This is a genomic window from Pedobacter immunditicola, from assembly GCF_037482985.1.
In the GTDB taxonomy this organism is placed as follows: domain Bacteria; phylum Bacteroidota; class Bacteroidia; order Sphingobacteriales; family Sphingobacteriaceae; genus Pedobacter; species Pedobacter immunditicola.
Window position 1 is genome coordinate 41,007 of sequence record NZ_JBBHKC010000001.1, and the last position, 17,771, is coordinate 58,777.

The 17,771-nt window shown below is 41.9% G+C and carries 9 protein-coding genes; 7 read left to right on the top strand and 2 right to left on the bottom strand.

Annotated features, from left to right (window positions below; all coding sequences use genetic code 11):
- Window positions 1-2 precede the first annotated feature (2 nt).
- The gene (locus tag WG905_RS00175; RefSeq protein ID WP_339589659.1) at window positions 3-2,438 is read right to left on the bottom strand and encodes a penicillin acylase family protein; all 2,436 of its coding nucleotides are present in this window, start codon (window positions 2,436-2,438) and stop codon (window positions 3-5) included.
- 159 nt (window positions 2,439-2,597) lie between these two features.
- Here WG905_RS00175 and WG905_RS00180 point away from each other — a divergent pair, with 159 nt between their 5' ends.
- The 4 genes from WG905_RS00180 to WG905_RS00195 all read left to right on the top strand — a co-directional run bounded on the left by WG905_RS00180 (window position 2,598) and on the right by WG905_RS00195 (window position 11,413).
- The gene (locus WG905_RS00180) at window positions 2,598-5,501 is read left to right on the top strand and encodes a TonB-dependent receptor domain-containing protein (RefSeq protein ID WP_339589660.1); all 2,904 of its coding nucleotides are present in this window, start codon (window positions 2,598-2,600) and stop codon (window positions 5,499-5,501) included.
- 321 nt (window positions 5,502-5,822) lie between these two features.
- Window positions 5,823-8,906, top strand: a complete 3,084-nt coding sequence (locus tag WG905_RS00185) for a SusC/RagA family TonB-linked outer membrane protein (RefSeq protein ID WP_339589661.1) — start codon at window positions 5,823-5,825, stop codon at window positions 8,904-8,906.
- Between the two features lie 2 nt (window positions 8,907-8,908).
- Window positions 8,909-10,564: a RagB/SusD family nutrient uptake outer membrane protein gene (locus WG905_RS00190; protein WP_339589662.1), complete on the top strand. Its 1,656-nt coding sequence runs from the start codon at window positions 8,909-8,911 to the stop codon at window positions 10,562-10,564.
- Between the two features lie 18 nt (window positions 10,565-10,582).
- The gene (locus WG905_RS00195) at window positions 10,583-11,413 is read left to right on the top strand and encodes an endonuclease/exonuclease/phosphatase family protein (RefSeq protein ID WP_339589663.1); all 831 of its coding nucleotides are present in this window, start codon (window positions 10,583-10,585) and stop codon (window positions 11,411-11,413) included.
- 28 nt (window positions 11,414-11,441) lie between these two features.
- Here the strand turns inward: WG905_RS00195 and WG905_RS00200 are convergent, their stop codons facing one another.
- Window positions 11,442-12,326, bottom strand: coding sequence for a glycerophosphodiester phosphodiesterase family protein (locus WG905_RS00200; RefSeq protein WP_339589664.1), 885 nt, complete (start codon window positions 12,324-12,326; stop codon window positions 11,442-11,444).
- 159 nt (window positions 12,327-12,485) lie between these two features.
- Here WG905_RS00200 and WG905_RS00205 point away from each other — a divergent pair, with 159 nt between their 5' ends.
- The 3 genes from WG905_RS00205 to WG905_RS00215 are packed head-to-tail and all read left to right on the top strand — an operon-like array spanning window position 12,486 to window position 17,464.
- Window positions 12,486-14,957: a glycoside hydrolase family 31 protein gene (locus tag WG905_RS00205; RefSeq protein ID WP_339589665.1), complete on the top strand. Its 2,472-nt coding sequence runs from the start codon at window positions 12,486-12,488 to the stop codon at window positions 14,955-14,957.
- Between the two features lie 44 nt (window positions 14,958-15,001).
- Window positions 15,002-16,939 (top strand): 1,4-alpha-glucan branching protein GlgB, encoded by a 1,938-nt coding sequence (gene glgB / locus WG905_RS00210; protein ID WP_339589666.1) that lies wholly within the window; start codon window positions 15,002-15,004, stop codon window positions 16,937-16,939.
- Window positions 16,940-16,984: 45 nt separating this feature from the next.
- Window positions 16,985-17,464: a TlpA family protein disulfide reductase gene (locus tag WG905_RS00215; protein WP_339589667.1), complete on the top strand. Its 480-nt coding sequence runs from the start codon at window positions 16,985-16,987 to the stop codon at window positions 17,462-17,464.
- The last annotated feature ends 307 nt before the right edge of the window (window positions 17,465-17,771 follow it).

Genomic DNA, 17,771 nt, shown 5'->3' on the forward strand with positions numbered 1-17,771 from the left:
AGTTATTTATTAGTGATTTTTAAATTAGAAATAATTTTAGCAGAGGCGTCATTTGCTGTTTTCATTAAATAGAGATCGTAAAGTTCTCCCTCGGCCCAGGTAGCTGTCATATCATTATAGAAAGGACTTCCTGGATTGCCTGATTGTCCGCCGGGATATACGCCATAACCTTTGGGTGTTTTGCCCAATTCCACCACCATTCTCCAGGATGGCCCATTGGTTTCGCTCAGGGCATTGATGGTGCTTTTAGACCCGCCGTTATAAATTGTTTTAGTGCCGAACCCAGGGATTCGTGCCAGGTGGGGCACATGGGTGGCTTTAACATTTGCCCATTCCCATCCCTTGCCGATAGATCCATATTTTTTTTCCAGGCTATCACAGGTATATTTGAAGGACTCATTCACCAGATCTTTCAAGCTTTCTTTTTTAGAAGTTTTCACATTATCAAACCATGGCGCATTGGGTTCATTTAAGATCAGTTCAATGGTTCGGTCTCTCGAAGGATAGCGCATTGGCACATTGGCAATGGTAAACTCATCATCCCAGATGTTAAAGAAAAGGCGCTTGGACCATAGTTCAAAAATACTCGCCGCAATCTCGTCGGCGTTATAATATTTATTCCATTTGTTGACAAGAATCAAAGCCTCCCTTTGCGTGGCATTTAACTGGCTGAATTCTATTTTTGGTAATATGCCCGGAAGCAGATTTTCTGCAAATAAGCTGTAAGCATCACGTTGCATGACTTTCATGCTGTCGGCCGTAACCTTATCCATTTTTGAAAGCAGGTCATTGATGCGCTTACCACGTTCGTAAGAGCTGAATTCCCAGTTGATGTAATAAGGGTATGACGGATCTGTGGAGCTTTGGTTAGCGGAACTGACGAAATTTCTTGGCGGATTTTTAACGGTCGGGTTTTGCTCCGCCGGAATCCAGCCCTGCCAGTCGCTTTTTGGATCCGTCCCATCCAAAATAAATTTGCCCTGGTTTTTCCATTTTAACGGGAACTTTCCTGTAGGCGTAATGGCAATATCGTTATCTACCGAAGCAAAAGCAAAATTCTGCGCCGGTGCAGTATAGTAGGTCAAGGCTTTGCGATAGTCGTTATAATTCTTTCCCCGATTTAAATGATAAAAGGTGAGCAGTTCATTGGACTTGTCGTGTGCTATCCAACGTAAAGCATGGCCTACAGGGATATTCTTGGCTAAGTCCAGATTTTTTGGCTTTTGGAAATACACGACCGGACCATGGTGGGTATAGGTAACGGTGTCTGTAACTGTCTTTTTGCCCCGTATTTTGATGGTTTCCAGTCTTTGGCTGGTATTATTCCATTTGTTGTTGTACCAGTAGCGCTGGTGACTGTTGTCTTTAAATTTGATCTGGTAGTAGTCCAGCACATCTGCGGCCACATTGGTAACACCCCAGGCAATGCTTTCGTTGAACCCGATGGTGATGCCAGGTGCGCCCGGCAATGAAACGCCATAAGCATTTATACCTGGTGCATGCAGTTGGATCTGATACCAGATAGAAGGTAAAGTAAGGTTTAAATGGGGGTCATTAGCAAGAATGGGATAACCGGAAGCTGTTTTCTCTCCCGATAATGCCCAGTTATTACTTCCTATGCCATCCACTTTTTGCTTCGTTTCAATGGTCCCGGTGCTCAACTGGTTAAAGCCTTGGGGAACTGCCGGAACACGCAGGGGTGTAAAATCCCATCTGGTGTCCTTAGGGATAATAGGGTCTTCTCTAAAAGGATAGTCAGGGAAAAGGTTATTGGTTACTTCAGGTCCAAATTTCTTTAGGATATTGCTCATGTTAAATTCATCAGAACCCATCGCTAAAACCGCTGACATCTGTTTCAACAAAATTGCACATTTAAGTGGTGTCCAATCTTCAGGCTTGAAATCAAGTATCTTATATTCTACGGGTAAATTAGCATTGGAGAGGGAATGGATATAAGCATTGATGCCTGCGGTATAGGCCAAAATCATCGCTTTAGACTTAGGATTCTCCATCATACCTTCCAGTGATTTTTCCGCTCCATAAACCATACCAATCCGGCGCTGGTAACGGTCCAGTTCTATGGCCTGTATGCCCACCACCTCAGACAGTCTGCCGGCAGCAAAACGCGTTTGAAAATCCATTTGCCATAAACGGTGCATCGCGGTTACATAACCTTGCGCAAAATACAGGTCGTCATCATTTTTGGCGAAAATATGTGGGATCATGCGGTCATCAAACGTGATATCTACAGTTTCCTTTGTTCCCTTTAGAACCACTGCATTGCTGCGGGTAACTTTTAAGGGTTCGGCATTCTGCCAGAAACCAGAAAAGGGATTTAAAAATTTCAATAAGGGTGGTAGCTGTCCAAATTTCGTGTTGAATCCGTAAATTAACAACAATGGAATGAGCAGGCAAATGAGCGCTTTTACTTTATTCATCTCTTTAAAATTATTCAATTTGGCAAGGCAATTTAATAAAACTTAAATCAAATACAACGTAATGTTGTTTGGTGACAAAATCATTAGTGAAATACTGTTTGGGAGTTTAATTAATTATGTTAAATTTATATAAAGTTAAACCAAATAATAATTCAGTGTATGATTAAAAAAATTACAAAAGCAGTTTTAATGCTTCTGGTTTGCTTTGCGACAGCCTTATCTGCGCAGGCCCAAAGCATCGTGGTTAGTGGAACCGTCAGGGATAAGCTCACCAGAGAACCAATACCGGGTGTAAGTATTACTGTAAAGGGAACCACTGTTGGAACCGCCACCAACGAAAATGGAAATTTCTCATTTAGTACCACTGAAAGACCCCCTTTCACGGTTGTGATTTCTTTTTTAGGCTACACTACTGCAGAAAGAACGATCACCGAAAGCAGTACGCAGCTGCAGATTGAATTGGAAAGTACAGCAATTTTAGGCCAGGAAGTTGTCATTTCAGCTTCGAGAACGCCAGAGCGTATCCTTGAATCTCCGGTAACCATTGAGCGGATGAATGCCAACATCGTTAGGGAAACACCTGCAGCCTCTTTTTATGATGCCATCAGTAATATGAAAGGGGTGGAGATGAGCACACAAAGTTTAACTTTTAAATCCATCAATACCCGGGGTTTTAACTCTAATGGTAATACCCGTTTCAATCAGTTTGTCGATGGTATGGATAATCAGGCACCGGGATTGAATTTTTCTGTAGGAAATATTGTCGGCCTTTCAGAATTGGATGTCGATAATGTGGAATTACTACCGGGTGCTTCCTCGGCATTGTATGGTGCGGGTGGTATCAACGGAACCTTGTTAATGACTTCAAAAAATCCATTTGATTACCAGGGAGTCAGTTTTCAGTATAAAACCGGTATTAACCATGTTAATGACGGAAATAGCTCTGTTGAGCCTTACAACCAGATGGATCTTCGTCTGGCCAAAGCCTGGAACAATAAATTCGGGATCAAGACCTCTTTCTCTTTTTTACAGGCGAAGGACTGGTTTGCAACAGATAACCGGAATTTCGACCGTGTGGCAAGACAATTGAAGAGTGGCGACAGAGGCTCTGATCCCAATTATGATGGGATAAACACCTATGGAGATGAGATTAACCAGAATATGATTAACGTGTCTCAAAGTGTGGCCTCACAAACGATTGCCGGCATTCTTGCTGCCACAGGAGGAACGCTCAATATCAAAAATTTGCTGGATGTAAGCTTGCCAGCTGCAGCTACTACAGCACAACAGGCCGCATTTTTAGGTAATCTTCCTGCTGCTTTAAGACCTACGGTTCAAAATTACCTGCCTTTTTATTTTGGCTTAAGAAACGGTGCCATTCCTAACCAGTTTGTGTCCAGAACGGGCTATGCCGAGCAGGATTTAGTGGACTATGATACAAAATCATTGAAAACTTCCACTTCCCTTAATTATCGGTTTTCTAAATCTTTAGAGGCTATAGCACAAATTAACTGGGGTACTGGAACTTCTGTGTACACTGGTACAGATCGTTATTCGTTGAGAAATTTCAATATCGGTCAATATAAATTGGAATTGAAAGGACAGGATTTCTTTTTAAGGGCTTATACGACGCAGGAAAGATCTGGAGAGGCCTATAATGCCACTATTCTAGGGACGTTTATCAACGAGGCCTGGAAGCCATCCACGCAGTGGTTTCCACAGTATATTGCCAATTACTTAGGTGCCAGGGCTGCGGGGCAGCCTGATGAAGCGGCACAAGCTTTTGCACGATCACGGGCGGATGTCGGAAGGTTGCTGCCAGGTTCTGCAGGTTTTGAAACTGCTAAAGAAGTGATCACTTCAAAACCGATTGGTCCACAAAACGGGGCTAAGTTCCAAGATAAGACCAATTTGTATCATTACGAGGGTATGTATAACCTTACTAACCTGTTCAATAATGTGGTCGAGTTCCAGGTGGGTGCCTCGTACAGAAATTATTTCCTGCATTCTGATGGTACCATCTTTGATGACCTTACCCGGGATATTGTTATCAATGAGGCTGGTGCTTTCGCACAGATTGGTAAAAGGCTTTTTGCTGACAAGCTGAAACTTACCCTGGCCGGCAGATATGATAAGAGTGAAAATTTTGAAGGACGTTTTACACCCCGTATCACTGGTGTATATACCGTAGCGCCTAACAACAACATCAGGGTATCATATCAAACCGGTTACCGGAACCCGACCACACAGGATCAATATATCGATCTTGCAGTGGGTGGTGGCTCAACCCGCTTAATTGGGGGCTTGCCTGAATTGATTAATAAATATGGACTGCTAACCAATATCCCTGTTACTGCGGCTAGTTACCGGGCTTTCCTTGCTACTGCGGCAGCAGGAACGCCTAACCCTGGGGTACTTGTCAACTATAATTTAGAGCCAGGAGGAATACGCCCTGAAAGTGTACAGTCTTTTGAAATTGGTTACAAAGGCTTATTAGGCCCTAACTTAATGATTGACACTTATGGTTATTATAGTATCTATAAAGATTTCATCGGTGGGGTAGATCTTTATCAGAATCCTATTCCTAATCCTTCAGGACCAACACCAACGACCACTACCAAATTTAGTGTGCCTACAAACCTTGCTGAAAACCTGGATTCATATGGTGCAGCATTCGGACTTGATTACATCATTGGAAAATTTAACGCTTCTGGTAACGTTTCTTATAATAAAATCGGTGACGTTCCTGAAAACTTCATTAACAGTTTTAATACGCCAGAAATCAGGTATAATTTGGGATTCGGCAGCAGGGAGCTGGTGAAGAACTTTGGTTTTAATGTGCAATACCGCTGGCAGGATGAATTTATGTGGAATTCTACTTTCTCCAGTGGAATTGTACCAGCATACAGCACTTTTGATGCCCAGGTTAACTTAAAAATTCCTTCTGTAAATTCAGTCATTAAATTAGGCGGATCAAACCTGCTCAATAAATATTACAGCACTTCTTTTGGTAACCCAATGGTTGGTGCTATCTATTATCTTTCATTAGCTTTCAATCCTTAATTAGGAAGAAAAACATAATCGAGTGTTAAAGGCCGGATAATTCTTTTAAGAATTATCCGGCCTTTTTTTTTAACCCCCGTTACTCCTGAGCTACAAACTTGTTACGTCGATTTAATCAGAACTTAACACTGTGTTAACCTAAACGAAGCGATTTATGCTGTCCTTTGCTCCAAATATTTGCCAATCATAAAGTAATAATTCATCTTTAGGCAAAATATTGAGAAAACACACAAATTATATGAAACCGTCATAAGCTTGGAGTCCAAATGGCAATGGACGAGCTTGATAGCTTCATTACGCTTAAAACACAAAAATCTATCAATGAAAAAAACGCTACTAAAATTTTACGGGGAGCACATCAAAGGAGTTTTTACCTTTTTTTTGCTCCTGTTGTTCAGTGTGCAAGTCGCTGCACAAAGCAAAGTTGTAACAGGAACTGTTGTTTCCCAGGGGGATAATGAGAGTTTACCTGGAGTTATTATTACTTCTTCGGGAAGTAAAAAAAGTGTAAGCACTGATAACCAGGGGAAGTTCAGCATAGAAGTTAATGCGAACGATCAGCTCCTGGTAAGGATGATCGGATTTAAAGATCAGAACGTTCCTGTAAGTACACAAACAAACCTGGTGATCAGGTTAAGCTCTTCAGAAGAACTACTGGATGAGGTTGTAGTGGTTGGATATGGCACGCAAAAGAAAGCCAATTTAACAGGTGCCATCAGTACGGTCAGTGCCGAAGCTTTCAAAGGAAGGGCAGCTCCCACTGCAGGATCTATGCTTCAGGGACAAATGCCAGGTGTAACGGTTGTCAATTCAACTGCACTACCCGGTAGTAATGGCGGAACCATCAATATCCGTGGTGTAGGTACTTTGAACGACTCGAGTCCTTTGGTCGTGATTGACGGTGTTCCAGGTGGAAATCTAAACATCTTGAATCCAGATGATATTGAAAGCATCACGGTATTAAAAGATGCCGCATCATCCTCCATTTATGGGGTAAGAGGTGCTAACGGTGTTATTTTGGTAACTACAAAAAAGGGTCAGCATAATGCAGCACCAAAATTATCTTATAATAATTATTTTGGAGTTCAAACCCCGACAGCATTGCCGGGTTTTTTAAGTTCTACTGACTATATGGAGCTTCTAAACGAAGCAAAAGTGAATGCTGGAGCGAATCCAACCTATACCGAAGAGCAGATTGGTATTGCAAGAAGCGGATCAGATCAGAATTATTATGCCAATACCAATTGGATAGGGGAGATGTATAAAGCAAGTGCCCCTCAGCAAAACCATAACCTGAACTTATCAGGCGGTGGCAATAACATGAATTACTATGCATCTTATTCCTTTTTAAAGGAAGGTGGATTAATTACAGGGGATAGTTTTAATGCTAACCGCCATAATGCAAGGTTACGTTTAAGTTCTACCCTATTCGACCGTTTACAAATTGATGCGAACCTGGGTTATGTGGACAGGCTTGTATCAGGCTCGAGCGCGGGAATTGGTGCTGGAAGTGGCCCTATTTATACTGCTCACGTCATTTCTCCTTTAGTCCCTGTTCGATTTACCAATGGAAGCTGGGGTTATTTGGGTGGCTCGGCAAATCCTATTGCCATTGCAACCGACGGTGGAACAAATGTTTTTACCTCCCAGGAAATTACGGCAAATTTACAGGCAACTTTAAATATCACCCCCGAATTTAGAATTAAAGGTCAATATGGCCTGGTAAAATCTAACTCTTTTAGAGAGATCTTTACCAAGACCATTGATTATTACAGTCCCATTGATAATTCTTTGATTTATCAAACCAACGATCCTAATAAAATAGATAACCGTGACTACAGCGGATTATATCAAACGGTGATCGGTACTGCAGAATATGAAAAAACCTTCGCAGGAAAACATTACGTAAAAGCCCTTGCCGGTGCATCTTCTGAAGAAACAGGGAACACCCATTTTCTAGCCAGCCGTACCAATGTACCTACACAGGATGTTGGAAGTATCAATCTGGGAACGCTCAACCAGTTAAACGATGGTGATGCTTCAGAAAACGCATTGCAATCGGTATTTGGTCGGTTAAATTATAGTTTCGATCAGAAATATTTATTGGAAGGTAATTTCAGGTATGATGGATCTTCACGCTTTGCACCAGCCTTACGTTGGAACACTTTCTTGTCAGGTTCTGCAGGCTGGATTTTTTCTGAAGAAAACTTCTTTGCACCTTTAAAAGGTTTCATCGAATTTGGAAAAATAAGAGCTTCTTATGGAAACCAGGGTAATGATAAAGTAGGATCAGATTACGCTTACCAGGCCGCAATTACGTCTGTAAATACCATGCCAATTGGAAACGAAATCACAGTGGGTTACAGACAAACGGGAATCCCAAATCAATTACTGACCTGGGAATCTGTTACTAAACAGGATATTGGAATTGACTTAGTGATGCTGCAAAACCGCCTGAGCGTGACGGCAGATTATTATGTGAACAAAACAAATAACATTCTATTAAATGTGCCGCTTCCTGATGTGCTTGGAACTGGTTATCCGCCACAAAATGCGGGTAAAGTGGAGAACAAGGGCTGGGAGTTAATGGTTTCGTGGAAAGACAATATACAGGATTTCACCTATGGTGCCAGCTTTAATGTTTCTGACGTAAAGAATAAGGTAATCAGTCTGGGTGATGCCCCTGCAACCGTAGGCGACCGCATCAGGATGGTGGGTCACCCAATAGATGCTTTTTATGGATTTGTAGCAAATAGAATAAGCCAGGTGTCTGATTATACCCTTGATCCTGCAACAAACAAGTATACACCAAATTTCCCTTATGATTCCAGCTACCCAATGCAACCGGGAGATATCATGTTCAGTGATTTAAATGGTGACGGAAGGATTACGCCTGCGGATGACCGTGAAGTAATAGGAAGTGCGATACCAAGGTATACTTATGGTTTTAGAGGTAATTTTGGTTATAAAGGTGTTGATATGAGCTTTTTCTTCCAGGGTGTAGCAAAAGCTGATGGTTTGATTGGCGGCGGTGCAAGACATGCTTTTATCAATGACGGATCTAATCCTCAGGCGGTGCATTTAGACAGGTGGACGCCGACGAATACTGCTGGAAGTTACCCTCGGTTAAATTATGGGTATTCTTACAACCAGCGTTTGTCTACGCATTGGTTGGAAGATGCTTCCTATTTGCGTTTAAAGAACGTCCAGGTAGGTTATACCCTTCCTAAAAATGTTACTGAAAAGCTGCGCATAGACAGGTTGCGGATTTTCGCTTCAGCAGATAACTTATTTACGGCAAGCGATTATTTCTATGGGTATGATCCGGAGTCACCAGTTTCAACAGGTGGTTTTTATCCGCAAGTAAAGACGTTTATGTTCGGTATTAACATCAATTTTAAATAATCATGAATAAAAACATTATATATTTATTTGTTGGCCTGGTGATCTTCATCAGCTCCTGCAGAAAAGACTTTTTAGACCGTACACCTCTGGATACCATTTCAGATGGCACTTTTTGGAATACGGAGGAACAACTTACCTTAGCGGTAAACGGCCTTTATGCAAATATTAAAAATAACAATACGGTAGCCTTGGATCAAATGGGTGATAACAGTATCAACTCCGCTACTGGAGACAGCTACAGGATTTTCAGCAGTGGAAATTTTGGCGCTGACCTGGCTTCTGTTGATGCAGAATGGAGGAGTCAGTATGCTGGTATACGTCAAGCCAATGTATTTCTGGAAAACTACAACAAAGCCACCGGTGTAAGTCAGGCGTTAAGAGACCAGATGGCCGGAGAGGCAAAAACCATCCGTGCTTATATGTATATGAACCTGGTTTGTTATTTTGGAGATCTTCCGATTGTAACTAAACCTTTAAATATCGATGAGTTATATGGACCGAGAAATCCTAAAAAAGAAGTGATCGATTTTATCTTGACTGAATTGGAAGAAGCGGCTTCATTGATGCAGGCAGCCCCACAAACGGGTAAGAAATTAGGCCGTTTAAGTAAAGGTGCTGCCCTTGCTTTCAAATCCAGGATCGCTTTGTTCGATGGACGCTGGGCAGTTGCAGAAAAGGCAGCGAAAGATGTAATGGATCTTGGGGTGTATAGTTTATATACTACAGGAAAACCGGAAGAAGATTATCATAAACTTTTTTCTTATGCAGGTAAATTATCCCGTGGCGCAAACAAGGAAACTATTGTTGCCCGTATGAACCTTGCTGATGTAAGCATGCATAACATCAGTCGCGAATCACAGGTTCCTGACCAGGCTTCCCGTTATAATCCGACAAAAGCACTGGTAGATGCTTATTTAAGTATTGATGGTCTGCCAATTGATAAATCGCCTTTATATAAGGAAGATTCGTATGCCAATATGTTTGAAAACCGTGATCCACGGATGAAACAAACCATACTTGCGCCAGGAAGTGCTTGGGGAGGCAGAAAAGACGGTAACCCGGCTAATACTGACCCTAATATATTTACTGCACCAAAATTTGTTTCTGATAAATTAGGGAGTGTAACGACTACCGGTTTTTATTTCACTAAATATGTAGAAATAGAAGCAGTTTCAAGGGTTTCAAAAGATGAAAACGATATTCATGTCATGCGCTTTGGGGAAGTTTTATTAAATTACGTGGAAGCTAAAATGGAGCAGGGTACGCTTACCCAGGCAGATGTAGATTTAACCATTAACAAATTACGCGACCGTGTAGGCATGAAAAGAATGCAACTCTCAGAATTGGCTGCAAATGGTATGGATGTGAGAACAGAAATCAGAAGAGAGAGAAGGGTGGAGCTGGCACGTGAAGGACAAAGGTGGTATGATATCATCCGCTGGAAACAGGGTAACCTTTTGGCCCAGGATGTAAAAGGGATGAAAAAATCTCTTGCTGCGGTTCCTGCACAGGTAAGCAAATTTGCTGCGGATGCAAACGGCTATATCATAGTGATGTCGGGCAGACAATTTGTGGAAACAAAACATTATTTGTGGCCTGTTCCATTGATTCAGCTTCAGCGCAACCCTGCTTTAGGTCAAAACCCAGGCTGGAATTAAATTTATTAACATAGATATATGAAGTACATTAGAATTCTGTTTTTCTTAATGAGCATGACAATGCTTATTTCCTGCGCTGAAAAGCTTACTTCCACAGGGAAAAAGAGTGATAACGATATAGCACAAAACCTCCGGGTGTTGTGCTATAACATTCACCATTGCAATCCGCCCTCTGTTACGGGTAAAATAGATCTTGATGCGATTGCTGCGGTAATCAAAGCACAAAACCCTGACCTGGTTGCCTTGCAGGAAGTAGATGTGAATACCATTCGTTCGGGTAAAATTAACCAGGCGAGTTTGCTGGCAGAAAAACTGAAAATGAATTTCTTTTTTGCCAAAGCAATTGATCATGAAGGGGGTGACTATGGTGTGGCTATTTTATCAAAATATCCGCTTTCAGAAAATGAAATCCATCGTTTATCTACACAAGCAGGTACAAAAGGAGAGCCGAGAGTGCTTGCAACAGCTTTAGTGACCCTTCCTGGCGGTAAAAAGATCAGGTTTGGTTCTACCCACCTTGATGCGCAGAAGAATGACGCCAATCGCCTGTTACAGGTTAAGGAATTGAACGAGATTGCAAAGCGTGAAAAGTTGCCGTTTATTATTGCTGGCGACCTAAACTCCATGCCGGGCAGTGCACCGATCAATCTTTTTGACGAGCAATTTATTAGAACCTGTGAGAACTGCGAATTCACCATTCCGGTGATTAATCCAAGCCGGGCAATAGACTTTGTTGGCTTCAATAAAACGGATAATTTTGAAGTCATCAGTCACCAGGTGATTCCTGAAAGGTATGCCTCTGACCATTTACCTATATTATCTGTGCTTCGATTAAAAGACAGTCAATAATTGATGAGATCCCGGACTTTCCGGGATCTCATTTCTTTAGCGCTTCTGCAACTTCAATGGGCAGGTCGGTTTCTAAAATATCGGCGCCCTGTTCAAAGATGTCCCCGTAATTTTCGGCTCTTTCTTCTTTACTTTTTAATTTATCATAAGTTGGTGCTGCCGAGATCATGCATTTTACTCCTCTGGCGTGCAAGAGATCTATTAATTCTTTGTTCTCGGGTTTATTGACAGAACCAATATAAGCAATCATACACTCCCAGGGTATACCGGCGGCTTCATATTCCAATAATGCTTCTTTTGTTTTTACAAAAGCAGAAAACATTCTGTCTGGATTTTGATCATAATAATACCTGGCGTGTTTGGCATTATGTACAGTAATCATAATGACCTTGTTAGGATGTTCTCTTAAAATCTTTTCCTGTAAGTGCAGTGGTACATCTTTTCTGTCGAGGTTTAAAACAGTTTTACCCGCACTCCATTCTATGGCTTCGTTCAGCGTAGGAATGGTGTACTGCGTTAAATTTCCCGCTATGTCTTTCAGTCTCAGTAGTTGTAATTCTGCATAAGTATAATCCGCCACTTTGCCCTTGCCATTGGTTGTCCGGTCTAGTGTTTCATCATGCATCAGGACCACCACGCTATCTTTTGTCAAGCGTGGATCTACCTCAAAAAAAGCAGGTGTATGTTTTAGGGTGTTTTCGAAAGTTGCAATGGAATTTTCGGGGAAGCCTCTAACCATGCCGCCCCTGTGCCCACTAATTATTGGTTGATTCTGTTCTTTATATTTAAAGAACGTGCGCAGCTCTTCGATGTCTCTAATTTTCAGGGCATGAATTTTATTTTGACCAAAAGCGTGCAGTGCGGCACCAATAATTAATAATGCACTTAGGGTAGCTGGTTTAAGGTTCTTCATCTGCAAGTTTATGCTTTTTATATAATCACACTGTTAATGTAAAGTTAACTGATCAAGTGGATAGCCTAAAACTAAAAATCTTTTGTCATTTATATAAAAAATAACACATTAGCTTATAAATGGCACGATCTCCGCAATACTAAACTATACATCAGTTTCATGGAAGAATTAAACGAAAAAGGTAAGGAAGTCATTCACAAGGATAACATTCAGGAAATTGTTGAAGACACCATACAGCATTTAAATAATCCGGTCAGCTTGCTTAAACCGATAGAGAAACGGTATTTGTCTGCGGTAAAAGATGTAAAGCAGGATGGGAATAAGTTTTATTTTTCTGATGGCGATGCCTGTGTGGAAATTAGGGTAGTGAGTGATGAGATGATCAGGGTAAGGCTTGCGCCTCATGGCGTTTTTTTGGAAGAGTTTTCCTACGCTGTTCCCTTTGTGGATCAGCAGGTGAATTCTTTTAATCTACAAGAATTTGATGATCATTATGCAGTGACAACGACTGCTGTTACCTGCAGCATCCGTAAAAAAGATTTCTGTGTATCATTTGTAGATAATATAACCAGGCAGGTGATGAGCGAAGATGCCGCGCCGATGCACTGGAAAGAAAATACGGAGTTTGGTGGGTATTACGTTTTTGCGACCAAGACCTGCATGCATGAAGAGAATTTCTTTGGCTTGGGTGACAAAACAGGGAACTTAAATCTTCGCGGCAGGCGCTTTCAAAATTGGAATACGGATGCCTACTCCTTTAGCTGGGAGCAGGATCCACTATACAGGACCATCCCATTTTATACGGGTGTGCACCAAGGTGCTGCTTATGGCATCTTTTTCGATAATACCTTCCGTTCTTATTTCGATTTTGGGAGGGAAGACTACACGAAAACCAGCTTTTGGTCTGATGGCGGCGAGTTGCAATACTATTATATCCATGGCCCGCAACTGATGGACGTTGTTAGACGTTATCAGCTCCTGACCGGCACCCATCCTATGCCCCCTAAATGGGCCCTCGGGTACCACCAAAGCCGGTGGAGTTATTATCCGGAGAATAAGGTAAAAAAAATAGCCGAAGAATTCAGGTCCAGAAGTATTCCCTGTGATGCCATTTACCTTGACATTGACTACATGGATGGCTACCGTTGTTTTACCTGGAATAAAAAGCATTTTCCTGATCCCAAGCGCATGATTGCTGAACTTTCTGCCATAGGTTTCAAAACTGTAGTCATGATAGACCCGGGTATTAAGGTAGACGACAATTACTGGGTGTTTAAAGAAGGTAAGAAGAATAATTATTTCTGTCGCCGCAGTGATGATTATTATATGGAAGGCCATGTATGGCCGGGAAGATGCCAATTTCCTGATTTTACCAATCCTAAAGTGCGGGAATGGTGGGGAGGGCTCTATAAGGGAATGGTAGATATGGGCGTTGCCGGGGTTTGGAATGACATGAACGAACCTGCTGTATTTGGGTCAGGCACTTTCCCAAATGATGTGCGGCATCATTTCGATGGTCACCGCGGCTCGCACCGTAAAGCCCACAATGTGTATGCTACACAAATGATGCGTTCTACCTATGAGGGGCTGAAGAAGTTAATGCACAATAAAAGACCTTTTACGATTACCAGGGCCGGGTATGCAGGTATGCAACGCTACGGCAGTGTATGGACGGGAGATAATATTGCATCCTGGGAACACCTTAAAATGGGAAATATCCAATGCCAGCGCATGTCGATGTCCGGCGTTCCGTTTTGCGGTACTGATATCGGCGGTTTTAGCGGTGAGCCTGATGGCGAACTGTTTACGCGCTGGATGCAGCTTGGAACTTTTTCGCCATTCATGAGGGCACATTCTGCCGGAGACACAGCTGCACGTGAGCCCTGGAGCTTTGGAGAGCCTTTTACCAGCATCAACCGTAAATTTATTGAATTGAGGTACAGGTTAATGCCTTATCTTTATTCTGTGTTCTGGGAACACCATCGTTTTGGTTTTCCTATTCTCCGGCCCATCGTGATGCTGGAACAAGAGATCGGAATAAATCATTACCGTGAGGATGAATTTACTTTCGGCGATAAGATCCTGGTGTGCCCGATTTTAGTGCAGGGGGCCATCTCCAGGACGGTTTATCTGCCGAAGGGCCAATGGTATAACTTCTGGACTGATGAACTATTAGAAGGCGGCACCGAGCAGCATATTGAAGCATCTATTGAAACCATGCCTTTATTCATTAAGGCAGGGGCAGTTATCCCTGAGTACCCGGTCATGCAGTATGTAGGTGAGAAAATACTTGAAGAGGTGATGTTAAATGTGTATTTTGCTGAGCATGAAGTAAACTCTTTCTTATATGAAGATCATGGGGATACTTTTGCGCATGAGCAGGGTATATACTCTGAAAAAAAGTTTATGGTGAAAGGAGATGAAACTTCACTTGAAATTCAACAAAGCACCGTTGGCTTGTATACCGTTCCTTATGAAACTTACAGCTGTAATATTACGGGTATACCTTTTAGAGTAAGGACAATTACAATAGATAAGCAGATAATCACTGATTTTTTTACAGATAAAGATGGTAATGTGTATTTTAAGGCCAGTAAAAATTTCAGTGTCATTCATATAGCTGATAGTTAATACCATTACAACCCTATTTAAACCATTCAACCTTAATTAACGCCATGCCGAACCTACAAAATCCTCAAAAGCAAGATACCGCTGTTTGGATACATAGTTTATTTACTGATTTTGACACTTCCTTATTTGTGATGGGCAAGCATTTTCGTTTATACGAGAAACTTGGTGCCCACCTGATGGAAGTTGCAGGAACGAAAGGGACCTTTTTTGCCGTATGGGCCCCTAACGCACAGCAGGTTTCGGTAATCGGAAACTTTAATGAATGGAATAAAACGGCACATCCTTTATATAAACGTTTAGATGAGTCAGGAATTTGGGAAGGTTTTATACCGGGCGTAGCGAAGGAAGCCGTTTATAAGTATGCCATAAAGGGTTTTGATGGACAGGAGCTGGAAAAGGGAGATCCTTTTGCACGAAAGTGGGAGCATCCTCCGCGTACGGCTTCCATTGTCTGGGATACGGATTATAAATGGAAAGATAAAAGCTGGTTGAAAAAGAGGCCTAAGTATAATGCATTAACGCAGCCGATGTCGGTTTATGAGGTGCATTTGGGTTCCTGGCAAAGAGATCCCAGTGACCCCCAGCGAATACTTACCTATAAGGAGATCGCCAATACCTTAATCCCCTATGTGCTGGAAATGGGCTTTACCCATGTGGAGCTGATGCCTATTATGGAATATCCTTATTACCCTTCATGGGGATACCAGATTACGGGTTATTTTGCAGCAAGTTCCCGCCATGGCACCCCACAGGAACTGATGTACCTGGTGGAGCAATGCCATCAGCACAATATTGCTGTCATTTTAGACTGGGTCCCATCGCATTTCCCCGGAGATGCGCATGGTTTATATCATTTTGATGGTACCCATTTATATGAGCATGCCGATATGCGGAAAGGATTTCATCCAGACTGGAAGTCTTTTATCTTTAATTATGACAGGGCCGAAGTGCGTTCCTTTTTAGTGAGCAATGCGTTGTACTGGTTGGATCTGTTTCATATCGATGGCCTGCGCGTGGATGCAGTGGCTTCCATGCTCTACTTTGATTTTTCCAGGGAAAAGGAAGATGCCGGAACTAATATATATGGGGGCAGTGAAAACCTGGGTGCCATTCAATTTCTACAGGATATGAACCTGGCGATTGAAGAGAACTTCGAAGGCGTGGTTACCATTGCTGAAGAGAGCAGTACCCATCCTGGTGTCACTCATCCTGTAGCTACCGGCGGATTAGGCTTCAGCCTGAAATGGATGATGGGCTGGATGAACGACACGCTGAAATATTTTAAACTTGATCCCATTAACCGGAAGTTTCGCCATCACCAGCTTACTTTCAGCATTACCTATGCTTTTACCGAGAAATTTATGCTGCCTTTTTCCCATGATGAGGTGGTACATGGTAAATCCTCTATGATCTACAAAATGCCGGGTGACGAGTGGCAGAAATTTGCCAACCTTAGGGTGCTGTATACTTATCAGTTTACGCAGCCTGGCAGTAAGCTGTTGTTTATGGGCAATGAAATTGCCCAGAACAGTGAATGGAATTTCACCAAATCGCTGGACTGGGATTTGCTGAAATTTGCTTCTCATAAAGGGATGCAGGAAACGGTTAAAGCGCTTAATCATTTGTACCGGACCGAGCCGGCCTTATATGCCAATAATTATTCACATGATAGTTTTGAGTGGATAAATGCTGACGATGAACAACATTCTATTTATATTTATCAAAGAAAAGGGCTGAAGGCAAAAGACACCTTAATTGTAATTTTAAACCTGACGCCGGTTTACCGGGCTAATTACAGGGTAGGATTGCCGTTTAAAGCTAAATGGAAAGAAATATTTAATACTGATGAGCCGGAATTTTTCGGCAGCGGAAAAGTTAATGACCACGTTCATTTGCCTGAACAGATTGCTTGCCATTACCGGGAGTATTCCATAAATATGGCAATCCCTCCCTTAGGTGCAGTGGTGTTAAAGCAGGTTTAGGAGCTAATGATAACTTCATTACCATTTAAAAACAATAATATTCAAATGAAAACATTACTGATTGGGTTCGTACTTACTTTGTGTTCTTTTACAATGATGGCACAAAGTCCGGCAACGTTTATGCCGGCATTTAAATTTTATACTGCTAAAAATACAGGTTTTACCAAGGCACAGGTGCCAATAGGGAAATCCTCTTTAGTGGTATTCTTCGATGGCACTTGTGGACATTGCCAGAAGGTGATGACCATGCTGTCGGCACGAAATAAGGAATTACAAAATGTGAATGTTTATCTGGTTTCCATGGATGAATTCAGGACAATCAATTACTTCATGGACAATTATGGAAGTGCCTTAAAAGGCATGAAGAATGTCATGTTGCTGCAAGACCGCGACCAGATTTTTATACCGTTGTTTAAGCCCACTAAATACCCTGCGATGTTTGTGTACGGCGCAGATCAGCGCTTAAGAATATATTCTTCTGATGAAAAAGATATTCCTAAAATACTCAGCATGTTGAAATCTTAGCACTTGGTAGTTAGTTATATTTGTTCTATCTTTAAGATCTCGAGTCCAAAGCTTGAGATTTTTTGTTAATGGAAAATTTTAAAGATTATTATTCTGACAGCCTAATGTGTTACGCGATGAAGTCGCAGTGCGCCTATTTGTCGTATAATACGATAAATAACTTCCATTTCAGATTTGGATTTTCATTCCAGACAACAAGCAAAGACTTTCTAGTCTAAGCCCCAACCCGTATCGCTTCAGGTTTGGGGCGTTAATACAAAATCCATCTCGTATAAACATCACCATTCAGGACTAAGCGCTACATCGT

Excerpts from the sequence above, each read along its gene's own strand:
- WG905_RS00205 (WP_339589665.1), top strand. The coding sequence starts at position 12,486 with ATGGAAGAATTAAACGAAAAAGGTAAGGAAGTCATTCACAAGGATAAC.
- WG905_RS00200 (WP_339589664.1), bottom strand. The coding sequence starts at position 12,326 with ATGAAGAACCTTAAACCAGCTACCCTAAGTGCATTATTAATTATTGGT.
- WG905_RS00175 (WP_339589659.1), bottom strand. The coding sequence starts at position 2,438 with ATGAATAAAGTAAAAGCGCTCATTTGCCTGCTCATTCCATTGTTGTTA.
- glgB (WP_339589666.1), top strand. The coding sequence starts at position 15,002 with ATGCCGAACCTACAAAATCCTCAAAAGCAAGATACCGCTGTTTGGATA.
- WG905_RS00195 (WP_339589663.1), top strand. The coding sequence starts at position 10,583 with ATGAAGTACATTAGAATTCTGTTTTTCTTAATGAGCATGACAATGCTT.
- WG905_RS00185 (WP_339589661.1), top strand. The coding sequence starts at position 5,823 with ATGAAAAAAACGCTACTAAAATTTTACGGGGAGCACATCAAAGGAGTT.
- WG905_RS00190 (WP_339589662.1), top strand. The coding sequence starts at position 8,909 with ATGAATAAAAACATTATATATTTATTTGTTGGCCTGGTGATCTTCATC.
- WG905_RS00180 (WP_339589660.1), top strand. The coding sequence starts at position 2,598 with ATGATTAAAAAAATTACAAAAGCAGTTTTAATGCTTCTGGTTTGCTTT.
- WG905_RS00215 (WP_339589667.1), top strand. The coding sequence starts at position 16,985 with ATGAAAACATTACTGATTGGGTTCGTACTTACTTTGTGTTCTTTTACA.